The sequence below is a fragment of the Paraburkholderia sp. RL17-381-BIF-C genome (assembly GCF_046026435.1).
Classification (GTDB): domain Bacteria; phylum Pseudomonadota; class Gammaproteobacteria; order Burkholderiales; family Burkholderiaceae; genus Paraburkholderia.
In genome coordinates this window covers 1-25,905 of the sequence record NZ_JARESX010000054.1, presented here as the reverse complement: position 1 = coordinate 25,905, position 25,905 = coordinate 1, and the positions used below count along the sequence as shown (strand labels likewise).

At 65.6% G+C, this 25,905-nt stretch carries 22 protein-coding genes; 5 read left to right on the top strand and 17 right to left on the bottom strand.

Features of this window, described 5'->3' with window-relative positions:
- Window positions 1-5: 5 nt before the first annotated feature.
- Together P0D70_RS26640 and P0D70_RS26635 are read right to left on the bottom strand one after the other, a co-directional pair.
- The gene (locus tag P0D70_RS26640; protein ID WP_408186661.1) at window positions 6-899 is read right to left on the bottom strand and encodes a hypothetical protein; all 894 of its coding nucleotides are present in this window, start codon (window positions 897-899) and stop codon (window positions 6-8) included.
- 104 nt (window positions 900-1,003) lie between these two features.
- Complete coding sequence (locus P0D70_RS26635) at window positions 1,004-1,465, bottom strand: DUF2946 domain-containing protein (RefSeq protein WP_408186660.1); 462 nt, start codon at window positions 1,463-1,465, stop codon at window positions 1,004-1,006.
- A gap of 284 nt (window positions 1,466-1,749) precedes the next feature.
- On the opposite strand from P0D70_RS26635, the gene P0D70_RS26630 reads away from it, so the two are divergent.
- Complete coding sequence (locus P0D70_RS26630) at window positions 1,750-3,102, top strand: TAXI family TRAP transporter solute-binding subunit (RefSeq protein WP_408186659.1); 1,353 nt, start codon at window positions 1,750-1,752, stop codon at window positions 3,100-3,102.
- Between the two features lie 15 nt (window positions 3,103-3,117).
- Here P0D70_RS26630 and P0D70_RS26625 read toward each other — a convergent pair whose 3' ends face one another.
- On the bottom strand, window positions 3,118-3,999 hold the full coding sequence (locus tag P0D70_RS26625; RefSeq protein ID WP_408186658.1) for a ProQ/FinO family protein: 882 nt from the start codon (window positions 3,997-3,999) through the stop codon (window positions 3,118-3,120).
- Between the two features lie 163 nt (window positions 4,000-4,162).
- Here P0D70_RS26625 and P0D70_RS26620 point away from each other — a divergent pair, with 163 nt between their 5' ends.
- A complete protein-coding gene (locus P0D70_RS26620) occupies window positions 4,163-5,086 on the top strand; it encodes a LysR family transcriptional regulator (RefSeq protein WP_408186657.1) in 924 nt (307 codons plus the stop codon).
- Here the strand turns inward: P0D70_RS26620 and P0D70_RS26615 are convergent.
- From P0D70_RS26615 to P0D70_RS26575, 9 genes are all read right to left on the bottom strand, one after another.
- A complete protein-coding gene (locus P0D70_RS26615; RefSeq protein WP_408186656.1) occupies window positions 5,083-6,459 on the bottom strand; it encodes an MFS transporter in 1,377 nt (458 codons plus the stop codon). The two genes, P0D70_RS26620 and P0D70_RS26615, sit on opposite strands and share 4 nt — an antisense overlap.
- Before the next feature lie 92 nt (window positions 6,460-6,551).
- Entirely contained in the window at window positions 6,552-8,285 is a 1,734-nt protein-coding gene (locus P0D70_RS26610) for a GMC family oxidoreductase (protein ID WP_408186655.1), read from the bottom strand.
- A 194-nt stretch (window positions 8,286-8,479) separates the two neighbouring features.
- Complete coding sequence (locus P0D70_RS26605) at window positions 8,480-9,286, bottom strand: enoyl-CoA hydratase/isomerase family protein (protein ID WP_310815005.1); 807 nt, start codon at window positions 9,284-9,286, stop codon at window positions 8,480-8,482.
- Window positions 9,287-9,289: 3 nt separating this feature from the next.
- Window positions 9,290-10,867 (bottom strand): AMP-binding protein, encoded by a 1,578-nt coding sequence (locus tag P0D70_RS26600; protein WP_408186654.1) that lies wholly within the window; start codon window positions 10,865-10,867, stop codon window positions 9,290-9,292.
- Complete coding sequence (locus P0D70_RS26595) at window positions 10,860-11,441, bottom strand: (2Fe-2S)-binding protein (protein WP_408186653.1); 582 nt, start codon at window positions 11,439-11,441, stop codon at window positions 10,860-10,862. The genes P0D70_RS26600 and P0D70_RS26595 overlap by 8 nt, the downstream gene beginning before the upstream one ends.
- Entirely contained in the window at window positions 11,414-12,235 is an 822-nt protein-coding gene (locus P0D70_RS26590) for an FAD binding domain-containing protein (protein ID WP_408186652.1), read from the bottom strand. The genes P0D70_RS26595 and P0D70_RS26590 overlap by 28 nt, the downstream gene beginning before the upstream one ends.
- Window positions 12,232-15,276: a xanthine dehydrogenase family protein molybdopterin-binding subunit gene (locus P0D70_RS26585; RefSeq protein WP_408186651.1), complete on the bottom strand. Its 3,045-nt coding sequence runs from the start codon at window positions 15,274-15,276 to the stop codon at window positions 12,232-12,234. The genes P0D70_RS26590 and P0D70_RS26585 overlap by 4 nt, the downstream gene beginning before the upstream one ends.
- Window positions 15,273-15,899: a UbiX family flavin prenyltransferase gene (locus P0D70_RS26580; protein WP_408186650.1), complete on the bottom strand. Its 627-nt coding sequence runs from the start codon at window positions 15,897-15,899 to the stop codon at window positions 15,273-15,275. The genes P0D70_RS26585 and P0D70_RS26580 overlap by 4 nt, the downstream gene beginning before the upstream one ends.
- On the bottom strand, window positions 15,892-17,376 hold the full coding sequence (locus P0D70_RS26575) for a UbiD family decarboxylase (protein WP_408186649.1): 1,485 nt from the start codon (window positions 17,374-17,376) through the stop codon (window positions 15,892-15,894). Before P0D70_RS26575 ends, P0D70_RS26580 begins: the two co-directional genes overlap by 8 nt.
- Window positions 17,377-17,693: 317 nt before the next feature.
- Here P0D70_RS26575 and P0D70_RS26570 point away from each other — a divergent pair, with 317 nt between their 5' ends.
- A complete protein-coding gene (locus P0D70_RS26570) occupies window positions 17,694-18,674 on the top strand; it encodes a LysR family transcriptional regulator (RefSeq protein ID WP_408186648.1) in 981 nt (326 codons plus the stop codon).
- A gap of 29 nt (window positions 18,675-18,703) precedes the next feature.
- Here P0D70_RS26570 and hpnK read toward each other — a convergent pair whose 3' ends face one another.
- Genes hpnK through P0D70_RS26555 form a run of 3 tightly spaced genes read right to left on the bottom strand, consistent with a single transcriptional unit; the run spans window position 18,704 to window position 21,155 of the window.
- The gene (gene hpnK, locus P0D70_RS26565; protein ID WP_408186647.1) at window positions 18,704-19,528 is read right to left on the bottom strand and encodes a hopanoid biosynthesis-associated protein HpnK; all 825 of its coding nucleotides are present in this window, start codon (window positions 19,526-19,528) and stop codon (window positions 18,704-18,706) included.
- On the bottom strand, window positions 19,518-20,792 hold the full coding sequence (hpnI, locus tag P0D70_RS26560; RefSeq protein WP_091793849.1) for a bacteriohopanetetrol glucosamine biosynthesis glycosyltransferase HpnI: 1,275 nt from the start codon (window positions 20,790-20,792) through the stop codon (window positions 19,518-19,520). The genes hpnK and hpnI (P0D70_RS26560) overlap by 11 nt, the downstream gene beginning before the upstream one ends.
- A 12-nt stretch (window positions 20,793-20,804) precedes the next feature.
- Window positions 20,805-21,155 (bottom strand): hypothetical protein, encoded by a 351-nt coding sequence (locus P0D70_RS26555; RefSeq protein ID WP_408186646.1) that lies wholly within the window; start codon window positions 21,153-21,155, stop codon window positions 20,805-20,807.
- A gap of 324 nt (window positions 21,156-21,479) precedes the next feature.
- Here P0D70_RS26555 and P0D70_RS26550 point away from each other — a divergent pair, with 324 nt between their 5' ends.
- Together P0D70_RS26550 and P0D70_RS26545 are read left to right on the top strand one after the other, a co-directional pair.
- The gene (locus P0D70_RS26550) at window positions 21,480-22,139 is read left to right on the top strand and encodes a response regulator (RefSeq protein ID WP_091793845.1); all 660 of its coding nucleotides are present in this window, start codon (window positions 21,480-21,482) and stop codon (window positions 22,137-22,139) included.
- A complete protein-coding gene (locus tag P0D70_RS26545) occupies window positions 22,136-23,539 on the top strand; it encodes an ATP-binding protein (protein WP_408186645.1) in 1,404 nt (467 codons plus the stop codon). Before P0D70_RS26550 ends, P0D70_RS26545 begins: the two co-directional genes overlap by 4 nt.
- A 97-nt stretch (window positions 23,540-23,636) precedes the next feature.
- Here the strand turns inward: P0D70_RS26545 and P0D70_RS26540 are convergent, their stop codons facing one another.
- Entirely contained in the window at window positions 23,637-24,632 is a 996-nt protein-coding gene (locus P0D70_RS26540; protein WP_091793841.1) for a flippase-like domain-containing protein, read from the bottom strand.
- Window positions 24,633-24,735: 103 nt separating this feature from the next.
- Window positions 24,736-25,896, bottom strand: a complete 1,161-nt coding sequence (gene hpnI, locus P0D70_RS26535) for a bacteriohopanetetrol glucosamine biosynthesis glycosyltransferase HpnI (RefSeq protein ID WP_408186677.1) — start codon at window positions 25,894-25,896, stop codon at window positions 24,736-24,738.
- Window positions 25,897-25,905 lie beyond the last annotated feature (9 nt).

Sequence of the window (25,905 nt, the reverse complement as noted above, 5' to 3'; positions counted from 1 at the left end):
CCGCGTTACTGAAACAAAGGTTTGCCGATCGTGGTCGGCGCAACATCGTCGAAGAAGATGTGCGCCTGGACAAGAATGCCCACGTGCGAGCCGCTTGCATGATTGATCGGGATCTGCGCCTCCACGCCGAACTGCCCATAACGGTTGATCCAGATAAAGCCCGGATTGACCGTCCCGGTCGTCTGCCCCTGGCTGCGTGACAGCGGAATCTCCACTAGCGGAATCAGGTTCGCGAGCGGCTGCGGCAGGCCGACATCGCGCACGTGCTGCTGCAGATACGGCAAGCTGTATTGCACCGTGAAGCCGTAGTTGAATGCGTTCGGCTGTCCCGCGCCAGTGGTCAGCGCCGGTCCCGCTTCACCGGTAATGGCGAGCGGACGCAGATACGCGAGCGACTCGGGCAGATCGCCCATGCCCTTGCCCACGTACACGGTCGGCGAGATCGTCGAGAAGTTGTCGGCGATCGCGCGGCTGCCCGTGCCGCCGAGTTCGGCATCCACGCCGATCGAGGTCATGAACTCGTGCGCGTCATTGACATACAGCAGGTACTTCAGGCCGACGCCGAAGTTGTCGAAGCCGTGCGCCCGCGGATTGTTCTGCATCGCATAGGTGCCGTCCACGGACACCGCGAGCCGCGACGTGATCAGCTTGTCGTACTCGAAGTCGAAGGTGTTGATGCTCTGGTCGCCGTTGTCGCCCGGCACGCGTTGATGGCCGAACTGGAGGTTGGCTTCGTCGCCTACGCCGGGGTCGTCGACGGCCATCGTCGACGGAAAGACGCGATTGCCCGCAATCGCGTGGGCACTGGCGAGCGAAGGCGCGCACAACAAAACGCTGGCGGCAGCGACAAGCGCCGCCGCGCGCGGCGGTTTCCCGCTGCGCGTTGTCTGGGTCAGCATGATTCATCCTGTTTCTAGGTCGTGACAAGGCCGGCGCGCGCAGTCGCGACGGACGTGCGGCGGCAGCCGCGATGCACTCGATGCATCGCGCGTGAAGACTCGAATCAGGATGCGAACGGAGGGGCGCGGGGCTGCGCGAAGGTGAGCGGTTCGACGCGGCGCACGCTGTCGAAGCGGGTCGCGACGGTGTGCTGTAAAGCACGGACGGTAACGACGAACAGTCCCTCGACGCTCGGCACGACGGGCATGTGGGCGAGCAGGCTGCAATAGCCGCAGGCGTCGCCGTCGGACAGGGTGGAGTGCTGGGTGTGGTGGTTGCCGGGGTGGTCAGGCGTACTGGATGCGACTGGTGACGCGTGCGGCACGTCTTCCTGCATCGTGTCCATCGCGGGCATCGTGTCCATGGAGCCCATGGAGGCCATCGACGGCATGTCACAATGCTCGCTCGCCATGGCGCTTTCAGCGCTGCGTGCGGCCAGCGTGTGCGAGATCGTCGGGGCGAGCGTGGCCATCAGGATCGCGAACAATCCCAGCCAACTGCCGATCTTCCGATAGAAACGACTCACGATGCGCCCGGCGACACGAGGGGAAGCTGTCGCGGATTATGCCACGACGACCCGCGCCTTCCGCTTGCCGGCGCGCCCGTTATGCCGGACATTTCACCGATCCGCTGCGTGGCTGCGGCGCTTCGTTGGACGTCTGGCGTTGGCCGCCCCGCTCCGGCCATTCCGTTTGCATTCACGTCTGGTGCAAACTTTGCCTACGCCCCGTCAATAGAGCAAACTGCCGACGGCAAACGGGGCGCGGACAGTGGACAATGCATTCATCCCGGCCCCGGCACCGAGTCCCCATGAAAGAGCAGCGCCCGCGTCCCCCGCATTTTTCAGGCGTTCAACCCCACGCCGAGTGGCGCGATCACACGTTGCCTTATATCGTCGTGGCCGCGCTCGTCGTGCTGATGGTCACGCTGATCGTCTGGCTGGTCGATCCGGCGCCGCCCAAGACGATCACCATGAGCGCCGGCCCGCACGACAGCTCGTTTTTTGTCGCCGCGGAACAGTACAAGAAAATCCTTGAGCGCAACGGCATCAAGCTGAACGTGCTGGAGTCGGACGGCTCCGTACAGAACCTGCAGCGCCTGCTGGACCCGAAGCAGCATGTCGACATCGCCTTCGTGCAAGGCGGCGTGGCCGATGGCCTCAACACTGCGTCGCTAATGTCGCTCGGCAGCGTCTTCTATATCCCGGTGGTGGTGTTCTATCGCGGCTCGGGGTTGAGCCAGCTTTCGCAACTGGAAGGCAAACGGATCGCAGTGGGACGCGAAGGCAGCGGCACACGGCTGCTCTCGCTCAAACTATTGGATGCCAATGGTATCGAGCCGGGCGGCGACACCGTACTGGTGCCGACCGACGGCTTGCAGGCCGCCACCCAACTGGTGACGGGCGAAGTGGACGCGGCGATCCTGAACGGCGATTCCGCGACCCGCGGCCTGATGCTGCGCCTGCTCAAGGTGCCCGGTGTGTCGGTCATGAATTTTGCCGAGGCGAGCGCCTATACGCGCCTTTTTCCCTATCTGGACGAGATCGACCTGCCGCCGGGCGTGCTGGACCTGAAACGCACGATCCCGCCTGAAACGGTGCATCTGATCAGTCCGACTGTCGAGCTCGTGGCCCGCAACACGCTGCATCCAGCCATCTCCGATCTGCTGATCGAAGCAGCGCAGGAAGTGCACGGCATGCCGGGCTTATTGCAGCGCGCGGGGCAATTTCCGAGTCCGGTTGCGCGTGAATATCAGATCAGCGAGGACGCGCAGCGTTACTACAGGACGGGCAAAAGCTTTCTCTACCGTACGCTGCCGTTCTGGCTGGCGAGCATCGGCGACCGCACGCTCGTTCTGCTGCTGCCGGTGGCGGTGCTGCTGTTTCCGGCCATGCGGCTGATTCCCGCGCTCTACCGCTGGCGGGTGCGCTCGCGCATCTATCGCTTTTATGGTTCGCTGATTGCGATCGAACGCGGCGCGCTCGCCGATTCGACCGAAGAGGAGCGCAAGCGGCTCTTCGCGGAACTGGATCGGATCGAGGACTCGTTGAACCGGCTGCGCATGCCGCTCGCCTACGCCGACGCGTTCTATGTGCTGCGCGAACACGTCGGATTCGTGCGCAGCCGGCTGGGGGCTGCGTCGCGGCAAGGCAGCCACCCCTAGGCGGGGTGGCGGGTTTTACGCTTCGCGGGTGGCCGGCGTGCTGGCCGGTTCCGTAGCGGCTTCGTGACTTGCTTCGTGAGTGGCCTCACGATCCGCCGTCGTATCCGCCGCGCCGGCCTGCGGCTTGTCCGCAACGCCTTCTTGCGAGGCTGCTGCGGCCTCGGGGACACCCTCCGCCCCGGCAGGAGCATTCTGCGCCTCGGCCTGCGTGGTTGCTGCCTCGGCAGTGGCTTGCGTGCCCGCTTCCGCCGCGGCCTCGCCGGTTGCGTTTGCAGTTGCGCTTGCATTCTGGCTCGCCGCGCCGGCCGCCTTCGGCGCGCCCTTGCCCGCCCGATGCGCCTGCAGACGCTGCGCGCCGGAGGCTTCCTGCGCGGTGACCTTGCCTGCCTCGGCGCCCGTCAGATCGACGCGAGCCGCGCCTTCGACGAGACATTTCCAATAACGGCTGCCACGGCACCAGGTCTTGATCGCATCACGCAATTCGGCTTCGCTCAGCGACAATTCCTTCGCATGCACCATCAGATCTTCAAAAATACCGACCTTGAGCGGCAGCTTGGGCGCCGGATTCTTGGGGAAAGCAACGGGAAAGCGCTTCTGCAGCCGCCCGATCGATTTCACCACCGGGTCCACCGGCTTTGCGTCCACTGCCGGCCTGGCCTCCGCGGCCGGCCTGGCGCCGGGAGCGACTGCGGGCGCGGCACGGCGCGGCGGCGCGGGCTTGCGGGCAGGCCTCGCGCCCGGCTTGGACGCGTCTTTGGCAGCGGGCTTGGAAGCCTCCTTAGCCGGCCTGGCAGCGTCCTTCGAAGCAGGCTTGGCGCCGGATTTCGCGGCAGGCGCAGCCTCGCGGCGAGCCGCGGCCAATTGCTTCTTCAGTTCAGCGAGTTGTTCGAAACCCATAGCGCACAATCGATCGAGAAAGACGAGATTGTAGCAGCGTAAGGAAAGCCGTTCGTGACGATGCCGCGAGCCGCGCCGCGCGGTGCGGTTAAACTCGATGTTTGAGACGCTTTGCGCCAATCGCTTTGCGCCAATCTTTCGCCCCTTCCCGCCTCCGCGCTTCATGGACCTCAAGCAAATCCAGTATTTCATCGCGCTTTTCGAAGACGGCTCCGTCACGCGCGCGGCGAAGCGGCTCAATATCGTGCAACCGGCGCTCAGCATGCAGATTTCGAAGCTCGAAACCGAATTGCGCCAGAAACTGTTCGAACGCGGCCCGCACGGCATGACGCCAACCGACGGGGCGCGCCAGATGTACCGCCTGTACACGCCGATCATGCGCGACATCGAACGGGCGCGGGACCAGTTGAGCCGACAGGACGCGATCGTGACGGGGCGCGTGTCGCTCGGCATGGTGTCGTCGGAGGCGGAAAGCGTGCTGCCGGAGTCGCTCGCCAGGTTCAATGCGATGTTCCCGCAGGTCGAAGTGTCGGTCGCCGACGGCTTCAGCGCGCAGTTGATCGACGCGGTCGAAGCCGGCCGGCTGGATGCGGCCATCATCAACAAGCCGCGCGGGCGCCTCACGCTCGACGTGGTGCCGCTGGTCGACGAGGAAATGGTGCTGGTGACGAGCGCCGCGCTCGGCCCCGAGCTGCCGCCGGCCATCGATCTCGCGCAGCTGGCCAGCATCGAACTGGTGCTGCCGACCCGCCGCAACGGCCTGCGCGGCGTGCTGGACGCGGCGCTGCTGGCCGAAGACGTGGTCATCAAACCGAAGTTCGAGATCGATCTGCTGAACACCATCGTGCAGTTCGTCGAACAGAGCAGCGTCGCGACGATCCTGCCGCGCGTGGTGGTTCAGCGCAAGGTCGACGAAGGCGTGCTGTGCGCGCGCACCATCACGTCGCCGCCGATCATCCGGCACATCATCCGCGTGAGCCATCCGAAGCGGCCGATCGGGCCCGCGGCGCACGCGCTGATCGAGATCATCGGCGAGGAGATCCGGCGCGTGACGACGGGCGTGCCCGCCGACCCGTCCGCGAGCTAGACCGCGTCGCGCGCCGCGCCCTGTTCGAGCCGGCCGAGCGTCTCCGGCACGACGAACGCGCCGATCAGGAAAATCACGCTGATTGCCGCGACGAAGATCGCCAGCGTCATCGGCAACTCGCTGGCGTCTTTGGCGACCAGCGAGACGGCGGTCGGCATCATCCCGCCAATGGCGAAGCCGATGTTCCATGAGAGCCCGGTGCCGGTCGCGCGAATCGCGGTCGGGAACCGTTCGTTCAGGAAGATCAGGATTGGCGCGTAGCCCGCGCTGCCGAGCGCGCTGAGAACCACCGCGTACACGCCGATCATGGTGATGCTTTGTGCCGTGGGCAACAGCAGGAACAGCGCGGGCAACGCGAACAGGCGAATCACGCCGAGCCAGATGAAAGCGCTCCTGCGGCCGATGAACGTGCTCAGATGCCCCGCCGCCACCGACGCGATCACCACCGCCACGCTGCAGATCAGCAGGATCGCCGCCGCGGCGCCGTTCGGCGCATGGCTCACCACCTTGAGAAAGGTCGGCAGATAACCCGAGGTCAGGTAATAGCCGCTGCCGCCGCCGACGGTGAGCAGCAGGTTGACGAACAGGATCGAGCGATAGTCGCGGGAAAACAGCGTGCGCACCGGCGAGCGGACGATTTCGACCGGCGCGTCGAGCTTCTGCGCCGCGGCCTTGGCGGCCTTTTCGGCGGCGAGCTTTTTCCACAGCGGCGATTCTTCCAGACTGCTGAAGACGAACAGGCCAAGCACCGAGCTGATGATGCCGGTGAAGAACATGCAGCGCCAGCCCCATACCTCGAACGCCGCGCCGGGGAACAGCGCCGACATCGCCAGATAGGTGAGCGAGGCGAGCAACGCGCCGAGGCCGGCTCCCCCGCCGCCGATCAGCCCCGACACCGCGCCGCGATACTTCGGCGCGACCGATTCGGTGCCGATGGTATGCGTCGAGGCCACCACACCGCCCACGAACACGCCCTGCACGAGCCGCAGCACGAGGAACAGGATCGGCGCGACGAGGCCGACCTGCGCGACGGTTGGCAGCAGGCCGAAGGCGGCGGTGGAAAGCCCCACGCCGACCACCGCGATGATCATCGCGCCCTTGCGTCCATGGCGATCCGCGTACGAGCCGAACCATGCCGAACCGAGCGGGCGCATCAGCAGCGTCACGGCAAACGACGCATAGACGGCGGCGAGCGAGAGCATCGCGTGCTCGGAAGGGAAGAACAGCCGGCCGACCACCGGCGCGACGAACAACAACACGAACAGATCGAACAGATCCAGTGCCCAGCCGAGGCACGAGGCCATTACCGCACCCATCACTTGCCGCTGATCTACCGCGGGCAAGGCGGCGCCATTTTGCGCTGCTACGGACATCGTCATCTCCTTGACTATCTGCGGGCCGTCTTTCGATCGTCCGCGTTTGAGGCACGCTCTTTTGCGCGTGCTCTTGGTGGTGTTAAAAAACCTTATGACGAGGCCGCGGTGAGCGGCGCCGTATTCGATCCAGCACAAGCCGCGCGCCGCGCGAGCATCGTGTCGGCGATTTTTTCGGCCATCATGATGGTCGGGATATTCGTGTTCGCCGAGGGCAGCCGCGGCATCAGCGAGGCGTCGACGACGCGCAGGCCCTGCGCGCCGTGCACGCTGCCCGACGTGTCGGTGACCGCCATGACGTCGTGCGCGCTGCCCATCCGGCAAGTCCCGCTCGCATGCCAGACACCGAACACGTTGGCGCGGATGAAGTCGTCGAGCGCGGCTGGCTCGGCGAGCAGCGCGGACATGCGCTGGCCGCGCGTGAAGAAACGTTCTATCAACAGACGCCGCATTGGCGCGGGCGTATCGAGCAACGCGCCGAGCAGCGAAGTCAGCATCGCATTCCCCTTGCTGACGCGGCTCAGCGCTTTCACCCGCGGTGAGAACGCGGCCGGAAAAAAGTCGCGCGGGTTGTCGCCGAGACCCGAAGCTTCGACGATTTTCGCGAGCATGCGCACGCCGTATGCGAGGCGCGCGAGATCGCGCGGATCGTCGAGCAGATTCAGATCGACCCGCGGCGCCACCGCCGGATCAGCGGATACGAGTTGCACACGGCCGCGCGAATAAGGCCGGTTGCACCAGAGAAAAAACAATCCAAGCCGATTGCCGAGCGCGTGCCATGCAGCGCGCGTCGCACTCGAGAGATACAGATCGGATTCGTCGCAGTCCGCGACACCCGAGGTAAAACGCGCGGCCGTCATACTCGCGCGGCGGCGCGCGAGCGGCATGCGAAAACGCCGCTCGAGAAAATGACAGAACGTGAGCGACGGATGATCCTGCAGATTGCGGCCCACGCCCGGCAGATCGACTTTGCACCCGATTCCGAGCGCGTCGAGTTCCGTCTTGGCGCCGATGCCGGCCCGCATCAGCAATGCGGGGGATTGCAATGCGCCCGCGCTGACCACCACCTCATTGGCGTCGAAACGGATACGCGCACCACTGCGTTCCACCGCGACCACGCCACGAGCCACACGCCCTTCCATGACGATCGACTCGACGCGCAAGTCCGCATAGATGTGCAGATTGCGGCGCCGGCGCGTCGCCTCGTCCAGATACGCGGCTGCCGTCGATACGCGCCGGTCGTCGAGATTCGAAAACGCGCCGGGAAAATAGCCGTCGCCGAATTCGGCGTTCTGATCCTGCAAGGCCGCGAAACCGTTTTTCCGCATGCCGCTGGCAAAAGCATCGCAGAACGCCGGCCAGTAGGCCGGGAGAATGCGGCGGATCGGCACCGGCCCGTCGCTGCCGTGCAGTTCGCCGGCTGGGAAATTCACATCGCGTTCGAGTTTGCGGAAATACGGCAGCACGTCCTGCCATGCCCAACCGCTCGCACCCTCGGCGGCCCAGGCGTCGTAGTCGCGCGGCAGGCCGCGGTTGGCCGACTGCACATTGATGCTCGACCCGCCACCCATCACGCGGCCCTGCTCGTACACGCGGGGCGCGGCGTTGCGCGTGGCGCTGGCTTTCAGTTCCGGCCAGATGTATCGGTCGCCGCAGAAGACGGGCATCGGATAGCTGTCGAGGATGGTCGCAGGCACTTTGCCGGGCGGCGTATCCGCGCCCGCTTCGATCAGCGCGACGCGCAACGACGCATTGGCCGATAGGCGATGCGCGAGCACGCATCCTGCCGAGCCACCGCCGACGATCACGTAATCGAAGCGCTCCATACGACTGTCTCCTGTGTCGACCGGAGTTAGCGCTTTAGCGCTTACTCCGATCCCATGCAAAGCTGTCGACAGTAGTTAGCGCTTTAGCGCTTACTAATGTCCCATGCACCGCTGTCGACCGGAGTTAGCGCTTTAGCGCTTACTCCGATCCCATGCAACGCAATTTTTGAATCCGACCACGCCCGCCGTTCGCCTCAACTCCCGCGAAACACCGGCTTGCGCTTGCCATGAAACGCCTCGACGCCCTCGCGGAAATCATCAGAGGTGCGCAAACGGCTATAGCAATGCCCTTCTAGTTCGATCGCGATCGACAACGGCGCGTCCTCGGTATCGTTCAGCAGCTTCTTCGCGGTGCGTTGCGCAAGCGGCGAGAACGCGCGCAGTTCATCCACCAGCGCGTCGGTGGTCGCTTCGAGTTCGGAGTCGGCCACGCATTCGACCGCGATGCCCCACTCGTATGCCTGCTTGCCCGGAATCCGGCGCGAGCGCATTACGATGTCCTTGGTGCGGCCGATGCCGACCATCTGCTGCAAACGGGCCGAGCCGCCCGACCCCGGAATCTGGCCGAGCTTCTGTTCCGGCAGCGCGTAGAAGGTGGTGTCGGTGGCAATGCGGAAATCGCACGCGAGCGACAGTTCGAAGCCCACCCCGAAGCAGAAGCCGCGATTGGCCGCGATCACCGGCTTCGAGCAGCGTGCGGGCGCGGCAATATTCCAGGCAAGCTTCGACACGGTTTCGGGCGATGCTTCGAGAAAGCCCTTGATATCGCCGCCGCTCGAAAAATGTTCGCCTTTGGCGCGCACTACGATCACACGTACGCGCGGATCTTCGTCGAGCGCCTCGAAAGCGGCGCGCAACTGGTCGCGCGCGTGCATCGAAATCACATTCAGCGGCGGCCGGTGCAGGATGATGTCGGCCCGCTCGCGTTGCGCGTCGATCTCGATGGAAAAGCCGTCGAGATCCTGCAGCAGGCTCTGGCCGCGGTGGGTCAGGTCGGTCATGAGTTACTCCTTGGTGGTTTGCGTGTGAGGTGCAATGGCTTCGCCGTGCGTGTCTCGCTGGTATTCGCCCGCGGACAGCTTGCGGCGCAAAATCTTGCCGACCGGCGACTTCGGTATGTCGTCCACGAACACGTATTCGCGCGGACGCTTGAAGTTGACGAGCTCGGAGGTGCGACAGTGCGCGTCGAGCGTGTCGGCGTCGACGTAATCGCGGCGTTTGACGAAAGCGACCACGCGCTGGCCCCAGCGCTCGTCCTTCACGCCGGCCACCGCGACTTCGTCGACCGCGGGATGCAGCGACAGCACCGACTCGATATCGACTGGCGAGATGTTCTCGCCGCCGCTGATGATCATGTCGTCGACGCGGCCCGATACGTACAGGTCACCGTCGGCGTCGAAGAACCCGGTGTCGCCGGTGAAGTACCAGCCGTCGCGCAGCGACCTGGCGTTCGCGTCGGGACGATTCCAGTAGCCTTCGAAAGCTTCGTCACCCAGCAGGTCGGCGATGATCTGGCCTTCTTCGCCCACTTGCGCGAGGTCTTCGGGCGTATGGGCGTCGAGCGTGACGACGCGCAAACGCGTGTTGATACCCGCGCGCCCCGCACTGCCCGGCTTGCGCGTGGCGTCCTGATCGATGCTGAAGGTGTAGACCTCCGACGAGCCGTAGTGATTGACGAACAGGTCGGGTTCAAACGCCGCCGAGAGGCGCTTGAGCAAACCGTCGTTCATCGGCGCGCCGGCGAAACCCAGCTTCTTCACCGTCGACGTATCCGTCGCGGCAAAAGCCGCATCGGCCAGCAGATCGTGATACAGCGTCGGCACCAGATAAAGGCAGGTGAGCTTGTGCCGCGCGATCGCATCGAGTGCGAAGCGCGCATTCCAGCGGCGCACGCAGACGAACAGGCCGTCCACCAGCGCCATCGAGAGCAGCGAGCGCACGCCCATGGTGTGATAAAGCGGCATCACGCCGAGCGTGCGTTCGCCGTGTCCGTACAGATTCTGCGCGACATGTGCGAGCGCCGCGGCGCGTTCATGACGATGACGGCGCGGCACGCCTTTGGCCTTGCCGGTGGTGCCCGACGTGTAGAGAATCAGCGAATAGTCGTCGGCATTCGCGCAGGTGCGGCCGGCGTTCAGCGAGTTCTGCGTGCTCTGCGCCATCAGCGTTTCGAAGCTCGCGGTGCCGCCTTGCGCGCCGTCGAGACCGATGCGCGGCAGCGCTTGCGCGGCAGGACTTTGCGCGACGGCCTCGGCGCTAACCGGCTCATAGACGATGGCCTTCACCCCGGCATCGATCACGCAGTACTCGAGTTCATCGGGTTTGGCGCGCCAGTTCAACGGCACGATCACCACACCGGTGAACTGACAGGCCCAATGCAGGGTCGCCATTTCCCAGCGGTTTTGCAGCACTACCAGCAAGCGGTCGCCATGCGCGAGACCGAGCGAGCGCACGCCTTCGGCAACCTTCAGGATGAGGCGGTGCCACTGCGCATACGTCAAGGCGAGTTCGCCGTCGACCAACGCGAGCGCGTTGGGGCTGCGCTCCACGGCTTGCAGAAAAGTTCGGCCGAGGTCAAGCATGAGCGGCCTCCACGGTTTCACTAGCCGGGTTGCCTTGCCGGCGCCGCGCCGCCACGTCGAGCACCGCGGCGACGATCGGCGTATAGCCCGTACAGCGGCACAGATGGCCCGACAGCATGTCGCGCACTTGCGCTTCGCTCGGATCGGGCACGCGCTGCAAATAGTCGGCGCACGACATCAGTATCCCGGCCGTGCAGAAGCCGCACTGCAACGCGTGATGACGCTGGAACGCCTGCTGCAGATCGCCGAGCTTCAGGTCGGGCGCGAGTCCCTCCACCGTGTCGATGCGGCGGCCGTCGGCCTGCACCGCCAGCATCAGGCACGAGCGTCCCGCCACGCCGTCCACGTGCACCGTGCACGCGCCGCACACGCCGTGCTCGCAGCCGACGTGCGTGCCGGTCGCGCCCAGTTCGTGACGGATGAAATCCGACAGCAGTTCACGCGGCTCGCAATAGCCGCTGCGTTCATGGCCATTGAGCGTCAGCGTGACGCATTGCCGTTCGCCCTGCCGCATCACGTGCACGACATTGCCGTTCGATGTGTTGCTCACTTCGCCTCCTCGATCACGCGCCATCCCAGTTGCCGGACCAGATGCCGGCGATACGCCGCACTGATATGCGCGTCGTCCTGCGCGCCCAGCTTCCAGCTCAAATCATTTAATGCGCTGCGCAGATCGTCGTCGCGCAGACGCGGCCATTGCTCGACCACCGGCCGGTCCGCGACGCCGCCGACCGCGAGGCGGATCGAATCGCTCGTGACGACCGCCGCGCAGGCGACCATCGCGAAGTCGCCGTGGCGCGCGGAGAATTCCGTGAAGCCGTAGCGTTCGCCCGGCCGCTTGAGCGGAAAGCGCACGGCTTCCACCAGCTCATCGGGCTCACGCGCGGTCATCAACATGCCTTGGAAAAACTCGTGGGCTGGCAGCACACGGTGTTTCCTTTTCGAGCGCAGCAACACGTCGCCGCCGAGCGCGGCCAGCACCAGCGGCAGTTCCGCGCTCGGGTCGGCATGGGCGACCGAGCCGCATACCGTCCCGCGATTGCGGATCTGGAAGTGCGAGATATGCGGGAACGCCATGGCCAGCAACGGCACTTCGTCGCGCAGCGTCGCGCGCCATTCGACGCTGCCTTGCGTCGCCGTCGCGCCGACGATCAGCAAGCCGGCCTTGTGATCGACGCGCACCGAGTTCAGCTCGTCGGTGCGCGAGATGTCGATCAGCACGCGCGGTTGCGCGAGCCGCATGTTCAGCACCGCCATCAGCGACTGGCCGCCGGCCAGCACGCGAGCGTCCTCACCGCTTTGCGCGAGGGCGTCGAGTGCATGCTGCGTCGTCATGGCGCGCAGATAATCGAACGACGCGGGTTTCATGACTGTCTCCTGAAACGGGCCAAGAGGCGCGAGAGCCACGAGCCGCCGGTGTGAACCGGCTTGCCCGCCGCCTGACGGCCGAGCGATTCGAACAGTTGCCGCAACACGACCTTGGCCGCGCCTTCGAGCATGCGTCCGCCCACCGCCGCGACCTTGCCCGACACCTGGGCTTCGTAGTCGTAGGAAAGACGCGTGCCGTTTTCGCTCGGCGTCAGTTCGACGAGGCCGCTGCCGCGTGCGCTGCCGAGCGACGACATGCCCGCGCCCGCCAGACGCAGCCGATGCGGCGCGTCGATTTCCGACAGGCCGATCTTCGCTTCGAAACGCGCCTTGATCATCCCGACGCCGACCGTCACGTCGGCGCGATACTGGTTCGTGCCTTCGGCTTCGAGCGCATGGCAGCCGGGTATCACTTTGGCGAGCGCGTTCGGATCGAGCAGGACGGCAAAAATCGCTGCTGGCGATGCCGGCAAATCCACGCTGCCTTGCGCGGTGAGCGCCTTGCCGCCACCTGGCGTCGCCGGTTTGGCCGCGCGCGCTTCACGCAACTCGGGACGCGACGGCTCCGGGTCGTCGATGCCGATCAGCGCCATCACTTTCGACGGCGTCAGCGGCAAGCGAATGTCGTCGACCCCGAGCGCATCCGCGACCGCATTGGCGATGCATGGCGGCGTACTCATGTTGTTGCCTTCGCCGAGTCCTTTCGCGCCGAGCGGCGTGAACGGCGACGGCGTTTCCAGATGCACGATCACCGGATCGGGCACTTCACAGGTGGTCGGCATCAGATAGTCGGCGAGCGTGCCCGACTGGAAGCTGCCGTCCGCGCCGTAACGAAACTCTTCCATCAATGCCGCGCCGAGCCCTTGCGCGAACGCGCCGCGAATCTGGCCGTCGGCGAGCGCGGGATTGAGCAGCGTGCCGGCGTCATGCGCGGTGACGTAGCGATCGATCCGCACGCGGCCCGTGGCGCGATCCACTTCGATCCCACACATGTCGAAAGCGAAACCGTAGGCCGCCGACGTATTGATGCGGTCGTTCTCGTCCGGCGCGGCCATGTTCGGCGGATTCCAGAACACCGTCTCGCGCAAGCCCGGCTCTTCGCCTTCGGGCAACAGCGCGGGCGCCCAATGGGGTGCATTGGCGGCGACACGGCCGAACGGCTGCGCGCGATCTTCTGCGCCCTTCGCAAAGATGCGGCCATCTTCAAAGCGGATCTCGTCCGGCGCGCAACCCAACTGCTTCGACACGATGCGCGCGATCTTGTCACGCACGCGCACGGCCGCGAGATGCACCGTGCCCGCCACCGCGCCGGCGAAGCGGCTGGAATAATTGCCTGCCGCCACCGACCACGCGTCCTTGTGCGTATCGAACTCGACATTGACGACGACGTCATGCGGCGACACGCCGAGCACGTCCGCAACCACTTGCGCGCACACCGTCATATGCCCCTGGCCCGCGGGCGTCGATGCAATCGTCACCACCACGCCGCCGAGCAGATCGACGCTCACGGTCGCGCTTGCGATCGCGCCGCTCTTCGGCCCGGCTTTCTTGCGCGCCTCGGCGGGCATCACGGTCGTGATGTAGCCCATGTTCGACACCGACGGCTCGACGATCGCCGCAAAGCCGATGCCGTACAGCCGCCCTTGCCGGCGTGCCGCGTCGCGGCGGGCGCGCAGTTCTTCGTAATTGCCTTCGGCGAGTGCGCGGCGCAAGGCTTCCTGATAATTGCCCGAGTCGAGCAGCGCGCCGGCCGCGGCGCGATACGGGAACGCATCGGCGGCGACGAAATTGCGGCGGTACACGTCGAGCACATCGAGATTCAGTTCGAGCGCGATGCGCTGCATCAGCCGTTCGAGCGCGAAGTACACCTGTGGTCCGCCGAAGCCGCGCACCAGACCCGTCGGCGTCTTGTTGGTCAGCACGACGCGGTTGCGCACCAGCAGATTGTCGATCGCATAGGCACCGGTCAAGCAGCCATGCATGCGGTAGAACGTGGCCGGTTCGGGCGCGCGCAGATAGCCGCCGCAATCTTCGAGCTGGTCGTAAGCGAGCGCCGTAATGCGGCCGTCGTTTTCCACGGCCGCTTCGAGCGTCGAAACGCGCGCGGTCGCGGAGGTCGCCGCGCTCAGATGTTCGAGTCGATCCTCGACCCACTTGACCGGCGCGCCCGCTTTGCGCGAGGCGAGACACATGAGCACGACGTACGGAAACACGGCCTGCTTCACGCCGAAGCTGCCGCCCGAATCGCGCGGCGCCTTGTGCCGCAAACGGTTGGCCGGGATGTTGAGCGCCATCGCCATCACTGCGTGCAGCGAGAACGGCCCCATGAAATTCGATGTGACGTCATAGCCTTCGTCGCCTGCCAGATACTCCGCGATCACCACGCCGCATTCGATCGGCGCGCAGCTATTGCGCGGATAATGCGCGACCAGTTTCACGCGATGCGGCGCCTGCTCGAACGCGGCTTCCGGCTCGCCGTAGCGGAAGTGCCGGTCGCTGATCACATTGCTGCCCACTTTCTCGTGCAAGACCGGCGACTGATCGCTCGCCGCCTGTTCGATCGACGTGACCGGCTCGAGCATCGCGTACTCGACCTTGAGCAGATCCAGACCGTCTTCGGCCAGCGCGCGCGATTGCGCCAGCACCACCGCCACCGGTTCGCCGACATAGCGCACGCGGTCCATGGCAAGCGCCCACTGTTCCATCGGCGATTTCACGCCGACCACGAAGGGCCGTGACCAGGCGCGCAGGTCGTCGCGGGTCAGGATCGCGTGCACACCGGGCAGTTTCGACGCGGCATCGGTATCGATCGACACCAGTTCCGCATGCGCGTGCGGCGAGCGCAAGATCGCGGCGTGCAGCGTGCCGGGCCGGATACCGATGTCGTCGCCATAACGGCCGCGGCCGGTGAGAATCGCTGGATCCTCCAGACGCTCCATCGGGCGGCCTAGATGCCGCTGCGGGCGATTCTCCAACGCCGGCTCAGCGGGGCGTTCCTGGGTCGACGCGTCGCCCGAATGGAGCAAGTCGCGCTGGTTCATTCGTCGTCTCCAGAGCGGCGCGCCGCGAATTCGTCCGCGAGTCCGCTCCAACGCTGCGCGATCTCGCGATGCTCGATCCCGAACAGATCGAGAATACGGCCTACCGTGTGATCGACCACGTCCTCGATCGTCCTGGGATGCGCGTAGAAAGCGGGCACCGGCGGCATGACGATCCCGCCCATCTCCGTGACGGAAGTCATGTTGCGCAGATGCGCGAGGTTGAGCGGCGTTTCGCGTGCGACCAGCACGAGCCGGCGGCGCTCCTTGAGCATCACATCGGCGGCGCGCGTGAGCAGGTTGTCGGCGAAACCGTTGGCCACGCCCGCGAGCGTCTTCATCGAGCACGGCGCGATCACCATGCCCGCCGTGATGAACGAACCGCTCGCCACCGCCGCGCCAATGTCGCGCACGTTGTAGACCACGTCGGCGAGACGATCGAGGTCGCCGCGCGTCATGCCGAGTTCCTGCGCCGCCGTGACCGCGCCGGAGGCCGACACGATCAGATGCGTTTCGTGCGTGCCGAGGCGGCGCAACGCCGCCAGCAGACGCACGGCGATCAGCGCGCCGCTCGCGCCGGAGATGCCGACGACGATGCGCTGAGGCTGGTGTCCGTACTCAGCCATGTGCGCCACCCAGATACGTGTCGAACGCGGCGTTGTCGGCGGCCACGAGGGTCTCCAGATTCACCGTGTCCTGCCCCGGAATGCGCACCCGCGTGAACACGTGCGACGGATACACCACGGGCCGCGTGGCGTCGAATCCCATCTTGGCGCTCACGCCTTGCAGATGCGGCGGCGCGTCCTCGGGCTGACCGACGGTGGTGGACGGATCGAGCGGCGAGCCTTGCGCGCCTTCGATCACGACGAGGTCGCGGTCGGCCTGGAAGCGCGTGGCGATGGCCCATTCGATTTCGGCCGGATCGTGCACGTCCACATCGGTGTCGACCACCACGACCTGCTTGATGTCGTAGTGCGCGCCGAATGCGCACAGAATCACGTTCTTCGCTTCGCCTTCGCGCTTCTTCTCGAACTGCACCCACAGGTGATAGCGGCACACGCCGCCCACGGACAGATGCACGTCCTTCACGTTGGGATGACTACGTTGCAGATGCGCGAGCAGCGTCGCCTCGCGTGGAATCGCGCCGAGCAGCAGATGCTCCATTTCCGCCGGCACGATCGTATGAAAAATCGGCTTCTCGCGATGCGTCACCGCGGTGACTTCGATCACCTCGCGCGCTTCCTGCGCGCTGTAGTACTTCGGGAATTCGCCGAATGGGCCTTCCAGTTCGCGCACGTTGGGCAGAATGCGCCCTTCTATCACGATCTCGGCGTAGGCCGGCACGTCGACGCCGTTGCTCACGCATTTGACCACCGGCAGCGGCGCGCCATGCAGTGCGCCGGCGATTTCGAGCTCGTCGGAATCGATTGGGGAGATGGCTTGCGAAGCGAGCATCGTCAGCGGATCGACGCCGATCGCGATGGCGACGTCGAGCGCCTCACCCGCTTCTTCCGCGGCTTTCTGGAAGGCGTACAAGTGGCGCGGCAGCAGCAGGATCGCCATGCGGTCCGGCCCATGCACCTGAATGCGGTTGATCGACACGTTCTGCACGCCGGTACGCGGATTACGCGCAATCACGAGACCGGCGGTGATATACGGCCCGTTGTCGTGTTCGCTGTGCGTGGGAATCGGCAGCAGCTGGTGAAGGTCGATGCCGCTGGTATGCACGACCTGCTGGCAGGGCGCCTCGGCGCGTGGAATTTCCTTCGAGGCAACCGGTTGATCGGCCGCGTCGCGAAAGCGCGCGAGCAGATCGGCCTCGGCCACGCCCATTGCTTCGGCGATCCAGCCGCGGCGCGACATGAAACCGCTGACCACCGGCACGTCGTGAGCGCCCGGCTTTGTGAAGAAAGCTGCTTGCGTGCCGTCGAGGCACTTCGCAATCGCGGCGAGTTCGTGTTCGAGCGCAACCGGTTGGTCGATCGTGGCCAGCCGGCCTGTGTGCGCCAGGTGCGCCAGCCAGTCACGCAGCGTGAGCACGCCCGACGGGCGGCCCCACCTCAGGTGGAAAGTGCCGGGCGATGCGGCATCGCGAGTATTCATTTACGTCTCCATCCGTGCCCCGGCTTCATGTCCGAACCGGACGGCCAGTTGATGACGGAAGCGTAACGAGATCGGCTTATAACTTCTAATATTGATTATTGATGCGCTGGATCATTCCTGATGATATGCGTGTTAGCACCAATGACAGGCAATTGTAGGCAGGATATCAATGGAGACCGCGAGCCACCGCGCGGGTCGCCGACCATGGCGGAGGGCCGCAGCCACGCTTTGCAGGCATTGGTGGCGCGCGGCTCCCGTTTTCATCTGATACGGCGCGCCGTTCTCATTACGTTTGCTGATGTTTTATTCATACCAACATGGACCTCAGGCAAATCCAGTATTTCATCGCGCTCTTCGAGGACGGTTCGGTCACGCGGGCGGCAAAACGCCTGAACATCGTGCAGCCCGCGCTCAGCATGCAGATCGCCAAACTCGAGGACGAACTGCACCAGCAGCTCTTCGAGCGCAACGCGCACGGCATGGCGCCGACAGCGGCCGGCCGGCTGATGTACCGGCTGTTTCTGCCGATCATGCGCGATCTCGCGCACGCCCGTCAGCAACTCGTGCAGCGCGACGAGGTGGTGACCGGGCATGTGTCGATCGGGCTGATCGCATCGGTGACGGAAAGCGTGCTGGCCGATGCGCTGTCGCGTTTCCACGCGCGTTACCCCCATGTCGAAGTGACCGTGGCGGACGGCTACAGCGCGACTTTCATCGACTGGGTGGCGGGCGGCCAGCTCGACGCGGCGCTGATCAACAAACCGCGCGCACGTCTCTCACTCGACGCGCAGCCCTTGCTCGACGAGGAAATGGTGCTGGTGACGAGCGCCGCGCACGGACCCGAGTTGCCGCACGCGATCGAACTCGCGCAACTGCCGGAACTGGAACTGGTGCTGCCGACCAAGCGTCATGGCTTGCGGGGCGTGCTCGATACGGCTGCACAGCATGAAGACGTGCTGCTCGCGCCGCGCTTCGAGATCGACGTGCTGAGCACGATAGTGAAACTGGTGGAGAGTACCCATTTCGCGACCATTCTGCCGCGTATCGCCGTGCAGCGCGGGGTGCGCCATGGCAGCCTGCGCGCCTACCCCATTCTCGCGCCGCGCATCGTGCGGCATATCGTGTGCGTGACCCATCCGCGACGCCCGTTGAGCGCCGCGGCGGATGCGCTCGTGTCGATCATCGCCGATGAATTGCGCCAGGTGTCGAGCGCGTCGGAACTGGACGCGACGCTGAGTCCCCCGTCTGGAGATGCGTCGAGCGAGCCACCTATGGCGCTTTCGTCCGGGAAACATTAGGCCCTCTAGCGCCGGCGCCGACCGCAAAACTACCCGGCCAGCACATCCCCAAACCCGCCGACCCGCACTCCCGCCGCGCGAATCGCCATGGCAACCTTCGCCGACAACAGCGCTTGCAATTCCGCCTCGTGCCGGTAATCGCGCATGCCGTCGCTCAACGCCCGCTCGCCCGCCACCGCCGGATGGCAATAAATCTCCCCCACCCCATGCGGCAGATCGGCGAGCGCCGCAAGCCACGCCGCCTCGTCCATCCGCCCGCTATCCGCGATCCCCACCACATAATCGTTATGCGCGATGCCCGCGCGATCCAGACGCGCCTCGACCCGCGCGATCCACGGCCGCAACCATGGCGGCGCATTCGCCTCGAACGGCAAGCGCATGGCCTTCATTCCGTATTCGCGGCCGATGTCCAGAATCAGCCCGAGCACCGTCGGGTGCAAATGAAAGTGCTTGTGGGTGTTGACATGATCGAGCGTCAGACCGGTGTTCGCGAAGGCCTCGAACTGCGCGCGAACTTCCCGCGCAAGCTGCTTGCGCACGTGCGGCAAGAAAAAGAACCTCACGCCGTCCCACACCATGTTGCTGCCAAAGCGGCCATGTTCGTCGACCAAAGCCGCAATCCGCTCGCGCGGCGCGCTCGCGACGCCGTCAGCCAGCACCAGATGCAAACCGACCCGCAGTTGCGGCAACGCACGGGCGCGCGCCACCGCGTCGCCGGCGGCCGGCGCGCCGACCATCAGGCTCGCGGCGCTGAGCACGCCGTCGCGATGCGCGCGCTCGACCGCCTCGTTCACGCGCGCGTGCAGTCCGAAATCGTCGGCGGTCACGATGAGTCCGCGCGGCTTAGCGACCATCGGACGCCTCCGCGACATCCATCACGTTCATCGCGCCGCCGCGTGCCGCCCTCGACGTGGAAGTCTCGACGGGCACGCGCGCACCGCGCCACACCACGTGCGAGCCGAACGCGCCCGCCAGCCACTGCAACGCCAGCAAGGCATCGCGCAAGGGCACGAGCGGCAGATCACGCCAGAAAGTACGCCCATGACGCGCGGAGCGCCAATGCAACAGCAGACGGGCAGCGAGGCCGATCGTCGTGCTGGTTGCGCACGTGAGTTCGGCCCACACGTGGGCCGCATGGGACGTATTCGCAGCAAGGCTGGCGGTGAGCCACGCGCCGGTCAGCAGCCAGGGCGTGGGAAAGGTGATGAAGAGGAACGCGAAGCCGAGCGGGTTCACCGAGCGGATCGTGCGCAGCCAGCGCGTTTCGCGCTGCCACAGGGCGGAGAACGTCGGCTCGATCACGTCGGTGGCCACGATCACGCGCGAGAGTACGGTTTGCAGCCCGAGGGCGCGCACGTGTTCGGCCAGCCAGTAATCGTCCGCGAGACAGTTTTTCAGCACCTCGAAACCGCCGATGCGCTCGAGCGTCGCGCGCCGCAAAGCGAGCGTCGCTCCGAAGCCGAAACTGCGCGAACCGGCCGCGTGCGCGACACGCACCGACGGCGCGAACCATTCGTTGATGAAGAGCGCGCCCACGCGCGGCCAGAAACCTCCGACACCTTGGGCCACGTAAAGACACGTGACCACGCCCACGCGCGGATCCGCGAGCGGCGCGGCCACGCTGTCTAGATAATGGTCTTCGACGGCAATGTCGCTATCGGCGATCACGATCACCTCATGGCGGGCCCGCTCCGCCATGTTGATCAGATTGCTGACCTTGAGATTGCTGCCGTGCACGCGCGTATCGATCGCGAGTTCGATGTCGTGCAATGGATAGGCCGCCTGAAGCCGGCGGACCACGGCAATGGCCGGGTCGTCGGGCGAGGACACGCCGAGCACCAGCTGGAAGTATCCATGGCGCTGCTCGCAGAAGGTCCGCAGATTTTCGTAGAGCCGTGGCTCTGCGCCGCACAGCGGCTTGAGCACGCTGACACCGACATGTTTGAAGGGATACAACGCATGCGAGTTGCGCGAAGCGCCTTGAGCAGGACTACCCGCTACGCGCCGGCGAGAGGCGAAAAACGGCATCGCAACCGCCGCCAGCAGCGCGTACAGCGAAGCGCCGACGCATCCGCCGAGCAGGACCCATTGGCATGCTGTTAATGCGTGCGCCGCCATCGTCCCATTCCGTCAATGCTCGGCGAGCACGAACGGTCTGCCGGTCAGGCGCAGATGAAGAATCACGAGCCAGCGCCGCGGACAGTTCGAGGCGACCGCGACAGACCGTGCGGGCCGGCCGGCGCCTGTGGCGTAATGACCCTGCAGAGCGAAGTCGAAAGCGGCGTGCGCGAACTGGCGCGTGACGATCACACCGCTGACAATCACCGCCACGGCCAAAAGCCGGAACGGCGTGGAACCGAAGGCGTGCTCCGAAACCGGCCACACCAGCAGCCCGAGGCACACGAGCAACTCCGCGCCCATGGCCGTAAGCGAAGCCACCAGCAGGTGGGCGCGCAGCATATCGACGGTGACTGGCTTCATGACTCGGTCTCGTTGCCTGACGAAATGCCTGGCGCCTTGCCTCGGCGCGACCCGTCGGCCCGAAAAACGGCCGACCGTCCATTCCATCGAGATGCCTACGATTGAACTGCAAAGACGTTGCAACAGACGCGAGACCGCGTGCTTGCAATGGCGCCGCGGCAAGGTTCTGTTGATGGCCGATAGTAGCGATTCAAGCTGAAGGAAACCTTAAGGAAGAAGGCGTATAAAGCGTGTTATGAACAGCATGGTTAAACTTCGGGCTGCGGTTCGACACCTGACCTGCCGGCCGCCATGCAAAAAACATCGAATGGAACGAATGGACCCATGCGCGTACTCCTCGTAGAAGACGACGATCTGATCGGCTGCGGTGTCGAAGCAGGACTGCGCCAAGCCGGCTTCACCGTCGACTGGGCCCGCGACGGCCACAAGGCCGGTCTCGCGCTCGACACCACCGCGTACGCGCTGGTGGTGCTCGATCTCGGGTTACCGCGCGTATCGGGCATGGATCTGCTCAAACGGCTGCGCGATTCGGGCAAGCACGTGCCGGTGCTGGTCCTGACCGCGCGCGGCACGGTGGTCGATCGGGTCGATGGCCTCGAAGCGGGTGCCGACGACTACGTGGGCAAGCCTTTCGACCTGACCGAGCTGATCGCGCGCTGCCGGGCTCTGCTGCGCCGTGCGCAAGGCCGCAGCGTCGAGCAGATCCGCTATCAGGACCTGACGGTCAATCCGGCCGCTCAAACCGTCGAAGTGGGCGCGAAACGCGTGCCGCTCACCTCGCGCGAATGGGCCATCCTGATGCAGTTGCTGACCAACCAGGGCATACCGCAGTCGCGCTCGCGTCTTGAAGAAAGCCTGTATGGCTGGCAGGAAGAAATCGAGAGCAACGCGATCGAGGTGCACGTGTCCAATCTGCGCAAGAAGCTCGGCGCGAAGCTGATCAAGACGGTGCGCAATATCGGCTACGTGGTGGAGAAAGAATGATGGGCGCGTCGATCCGCCGGCGGCTCGTGCTGCTGGTTCTCGCGAGCATCGTGCTGATGTGGGGCATTGCGCTCGTGTCGAGCTATCGCCAGGCCGTCCGCGAAGTGAGCGAATGGGAAGGGGCGCGGCTCGCCGAACTCGCGCAGATTCTCGCGCTGCTCGATGAGCGCAATCTGACCACGCTCGCCAACGCGCGCATCGACGTGCGCGAAGAAGAAAAAGGCGGTGATCCCGGCGCCAACGACAGTGACGACGACGATTCGCTGCCCCGCGACGCCCTCTTTCAGGTGCGCGGCGCGAACGGCGAAGTGCTGGCGGGCAGCCCGCAATTGCGCGCGCTCAACGCATGGGATCTTCCGGTGCCGGCCGCGAGCGGCGCGCGGGACATCACGCTCGGCGGCCAGATGTATCACTCGTTCACCTTGCGCGACACGCTGCTCGGCCACACCGTGCGCGTCTTCGAACCGGCCAACACGCGCAGCGACCTGGTGAGCGGCGTCGCGAGCCGGATCGCCCGCCCCACGCTGATCGCGCTGCCGGTGCTGGCGGTGCTGGTGTGGTTCAGCATCGGCTGGAGCCTCGCGCCGCTCCGGGTGCTCTCGGGTGCGATCCGTACGCGCGGCGTGAACCGGCTGGAACCGGTCGATATCGGCCGCGCGCCGACCGAGGTGCGACCGCTCGTCGATGCGATCAATCTGCTGCTGTCGCGTTTGCTGCACTCGTTGGAGCGCGAGCGCGCGTTCACCGCCGACGCCTCTCATGAACTCAAAACGCCGCTGGCCGCGATCAAGGTGCAGGCACAGGTCGCACTGGCCGAAACGGACGGGGCGCGGCAACGGCTGGCAATGGAACGCGTGGTGCAAGGCGTCGATCGCAGCGCGCGGCTCGCGGAGCAATTGCTGCTGCTCGCGCGTCTGGACGCGCACGAAACCATGTCGACGGCGCCGCTCAAACCCGCCGCGGTGGCAAAAGACGCGCTGCTCGCCAACGAGCGCAACGCCCAGCAGAAAAACATTCACGTCATGCTGAAGGGCGACATGCGCGCCGAGATCAACGCGGAGCCCGTGCTGATCGGCATCCTGCTCGACAATCTGCTCGATAACGCGATCAAGTACGGCCGAGCCGGCGGCAACATAGAAGTGGCCGTGCAGCACGCCGAAGACCGCGTGCAGGTGAGCGTACGCGACGACGGCCCCGGCGTCGCGCCCGACGATCTCGACCGTCTGACGAATCGTTTCTTTCGCGCCACCGGCAATCAGGCCACCGGCAGCGGGCTGGGACTGTCGATCGTCGCGCGGATCGCGGAGCACTTCGGCGCGAGCCTGCGTCTGGGTGCGGGCATCGGCGAACGAGGCCTCACGGTCGAGGTGTCGTTTCCCGCCTATGCTCAGGTGAGCTGAGAAGATCGCGACGCGAACTGACGGCGCGCCCTCCCCCTCACCCGCAGTTGCTCGCTATACGCGCCACGCCGTCCGCGCGCCCTGTCCGTTCGTCTCGCTAAGGTGCGCGCTCGAAGGCTCGCTGCGGCGCCCGATTCGACGACTCCGCGAACTGCCACGCAACCAGCCCCGGCACGAACATCACGAGGTCGCGAATGCGCCGTGCGCCGGCCAGCGCGAGACAGGTGGAGGGATCGAGGCCAAGCGCGCCGCCGATCAGAATGAAGCCGCCCTCCTGCACGCCGAGCCCGCCCGGCACGAAGAAGGCCGCGCTGCTGATCGCCTGGATCAGCGATTCGATCACCACCGCTTCGACGAGCGTGACGTGCACGCCGAGAAAGTACAGCGCGAGCCAGATTTCCAGCGACGTGAGGAAACACTGCAACGGTTGCCAGAAAAACAGATAACGCACCACCACGCCACGCCTGCGCCAGATCAGCTTGATGGCCTGATCGATCTGCGCCGACTGTCCGACCAGCGCGGCGAGCTTGCCGCTCGTCATATGATTGAGTGTACGCGTGATGCGCTCGAACGGACTGGCGTGCTGCACGAGCGAGAACAGCACGAGGAGCGGCGTGAGCACCACCACGCCCCATGCCAGTTGTCCGGCGAGCCGCAGCGTATCGGAATGCGCATGCGCGAACAGGAAGCCGATGCCGACCATCGTGAAGAGCAACTGGCTGATCACCGTGAGCTGCATGTCGACAATGATGCTGCCCACCGCCGTGGACGGCCGCACGCCCCAACGCCTGAGCATGCGAAATGACACTACTTCGCCGCCGATGCGCGCCACCGGCAGCATGCTGTTGACCGATTCGCGCACCCACACGAGGTGCAGCATCTGGAACACGCCCGGACGGTTCGCGCCGCGAATCAACGAACGCCAGTCGCAGGCATTGGCGAGCATCGGCAGCACGTGGGCGAGCGCGGCCAGCAGCAGTCCTACGCCGGCCGCGCGCAGCGCGCCGAGCACGGCGGCGGGATTATCCTGCCAGACGAGCCAGAGCGAGACCAGCAGGCCAACTAGCGCGGCGACGCGGCCGAGGTGTTTCATCACGCGCCCACCTCGTACGCGCGCTTCTGGCGCGTTGCTTCGCGTTTGAAAGCTGCTTCGAAAATACGACTCATCATTGCCGATCCAGGCTGCCCTTCGTCCGTCATTCGTCCTGCGCCGCCGACAACAGGCCGTCGCCGTCCACCTTGAAGCTGAAGCCTCGCCAGATCACGCGCGACGACCAGAAGCTCGCGACGAAAATCGCAAACGATACGATATCCCATATTGGCAGCAGCCACAGGTCACGATGCGCCTGCTTCAACGCGCGATCGGACAGCAGCTTCAGGGCAAGCCGCGCGCCGACGGCGGCCAGCGCGAGCGACCACGCCCACCAGCCGCCCGCCGAGAAGATAACCGCGAGCAATGCGAACGCGAACGGATGAACCAGTGCCGAGCCAAGATGGCCGAGCGGATCGATGCGGCGGATCGTGCGGCTCCAGCGCAACTCGTGCTCGATCAACTGTGCCGCGCTCGATTCGACGCAGGCATGCGAGATGGTGAACGGCGGAATCACCACCTTCTCGCCGGTCAGCCGCACCGCTTCACCGATTGCGTGATCTTCCGCCAGATGCCGCACGAACGGCGTCAGGCCGCCGATGTTGTCGAGCGTATCGCGCCGCATCGCGATCGTCTGGCCGAAGCACGGGCGCGCGAGCCCGAGCGCGAGGCCCGTCACGACGCCTGGCAGGAACTGATAGTTGGTCGCCTTGGCCGACAGGCGCGGCCAGAAACCGGGATCGGGCTGTCCGCGATACGCACAGGTGACGAGCCCCACGCCGGGCTTCTGCAGTTCGCCGATCACGTGGCGCAGATAGTCCGCTCCGACGCTCACGTCGCTGTCGGCGAAGACGAGCACGTCGTGCCGCGCTTGCGGCAGCATATTGAGGATGTTGCTGATCTTGCGGTTCGGCCCATAGAGGCGCGCATCGGCCACTACGGTGATGTCCGCTTCGGGATGCAGGCGCCGCAACTCGTCGACGGCTTGCAGCGCGGGATCGGCGCAGTCGTGCACGCCGAACAGAAACTGCACGGGCCCCGGATAGTTCTGCCGGCAGAAGCTCGAGAGATTGTCGAGCAGCGCCCACTCGTTGCCGTGCAGCGGTTTGACGATGGTGACCGGCACGAAGTCGGTCGGCTCGGACACCGCGCGTTTGAAGAACCGTCCGATCAGCACACCGGCGAGCGCGGTGTAGCCGATGCCGAGGACCGCGCCCGCCGCGCACGCGCAGGCGAGCGTGACGGCGGCCAGATGCGCGGCGCTCACGCCTGGCGG

Bases quoted from the DNA above. Each gene is read 5' to 3' on its own strand.
- P0D70_RS26640 (WP_408186661.1), bottom strand. From the start codon at position 899: ATGCTGACCCAGACAACGCGCAGCGGGAAACCGCCGCGCGCGGCGGCG.
- P0D70_RS26630 (WP_408186659.1), top strand. From the start codon at position 1,750: ATGAAAGAGCAGCGCCCGCGTCCCCCGCATTTTTCAGGCGTTCAACCC.
- P0D70_RS26625 (WP_408186658.1), bottom strand. From the start codon at position 3,999: ATGGGTTTCGAACAACTCGCTGAACTGAAGAAGCAATTGGCCGCGGCT.
- P0D70_RS26620 (WP_408186657.1), top strand. From the start codon at position 4,163: ATGGACCTCAAGCAAATCCAGTATTTCATCGCGCTTTTCGAAGACGGC.
- P0D70_RS26615 (WP_408186656.1), bottom strand. From the start codon at position 6,459: ATGTCCGTAGCAGCGCAAAATGGCGCCGCCTTGCCCGCGGTAGATCAG.
- P0D70_RS26610 (WP_408186655.1), bottom strand. From the start codon at position 8,285: ATGGAGCGCTTCGATTACGTGATCGTCGGCGGTGGCTCGGCAGGATGC.
- P0D70_RS26605 (WP_310815005.1), bottom strand. From the start codon at position 9,286: ATGACCGACCTGACCCACCGCGGCCAGAGCCTGCTGCAGGATCTCGAC.
- P0D70_RS26600 (WP_408186654.1), bottom strand. From the start codon at position 10,867: ATGCTTGACCTCGGCCGAACTTTTCTGCAAGCCGTGGAGCGCAGCCCC.
- P0D70_RS26595 (WP_408186653.1), bottom strand. From the start codon at position 11,441: ATGGCGCGTGATCGAGGAGGCGAAGTGAGCAACACATCGAACGGCAAT.
- P0D70_RS26590 (WP_408186652.1), bottom strand. From the start codon at position 12,235: ATGAAACCCGCGTCGTTCGATTATCTGCGCGCCATGACGACGCAGCAT.
- P0D70_RS26585 (WP_408186651.1), bottom strand. From the start codon at position 15,276: ATGAACCAGCGCGACTTGCTCCATTCGGGCGACGCGTCGACCCAGGAA.
- P0D70_RS26580 (WP_408186650.1), bottom strand. From the start codon at position 15,899: ATGGCTGAGTACGGACACCAGCCTCAGCGCATCGTCGTCGGCATCTCC.
- P0D70_RS26575 (WP_408186649.1), bottom strand. From the start codon at position 17,376: ATGAATACTCGCGATGCCGCATCGCCCGGCACTTTCCACCTGAGGTGG.
- P0D70_RS26570 (WP_408186648.1), top strand. From the start codon at position 17,694: ATGGACCTCAGGCAAATCCAGTATTTCATCGCGCTCTTCGAGGACGGT.
- hpnK (WP_408186647.1), bottom strand. From the start codon at position 19,528: ATGGTCGCTAAGCCGCGCGGACTCATCGTGACCGCCGACGATTTCGGA.
- hpnI (WP_091793849.1), bottom strand. From the start codon at position 20,792: ATGGCGGCGCACGCATTAACAGCATGCCAATGGGTCCTGCTCGGCGGA.
- P0D70_RS26555 (WP_408186646.1), bottom strand. From the start codon at position 21,155: ATGAAGCCAGTCACCGTCGATATGCTGCGCGCCCACCTGCTGGTGGCT.
- P0D70_RS26550 (WP_091793845.1), top strand. From the start codon at position 21,480: ATGCGCGTACTCCTCGTAGAAGACGACGATCTGATCGGCTGCGGTGTC.
- P0D70_RS26545 (WP_408186645.1), top strand. From the start codon at position 22,136: ATGATGGGCGCGTCGATCCGCCGGCGGCTCGTGCTGCTGGTTCTCGCG.
- P0D70_RS26540 (WP_091793841.1), bottom strand. From the start codon at position 24,632: ATGAAACACCTCGGCCGCGTCGCCGCGCTAGTTGGCCTGCTGGTCTCG.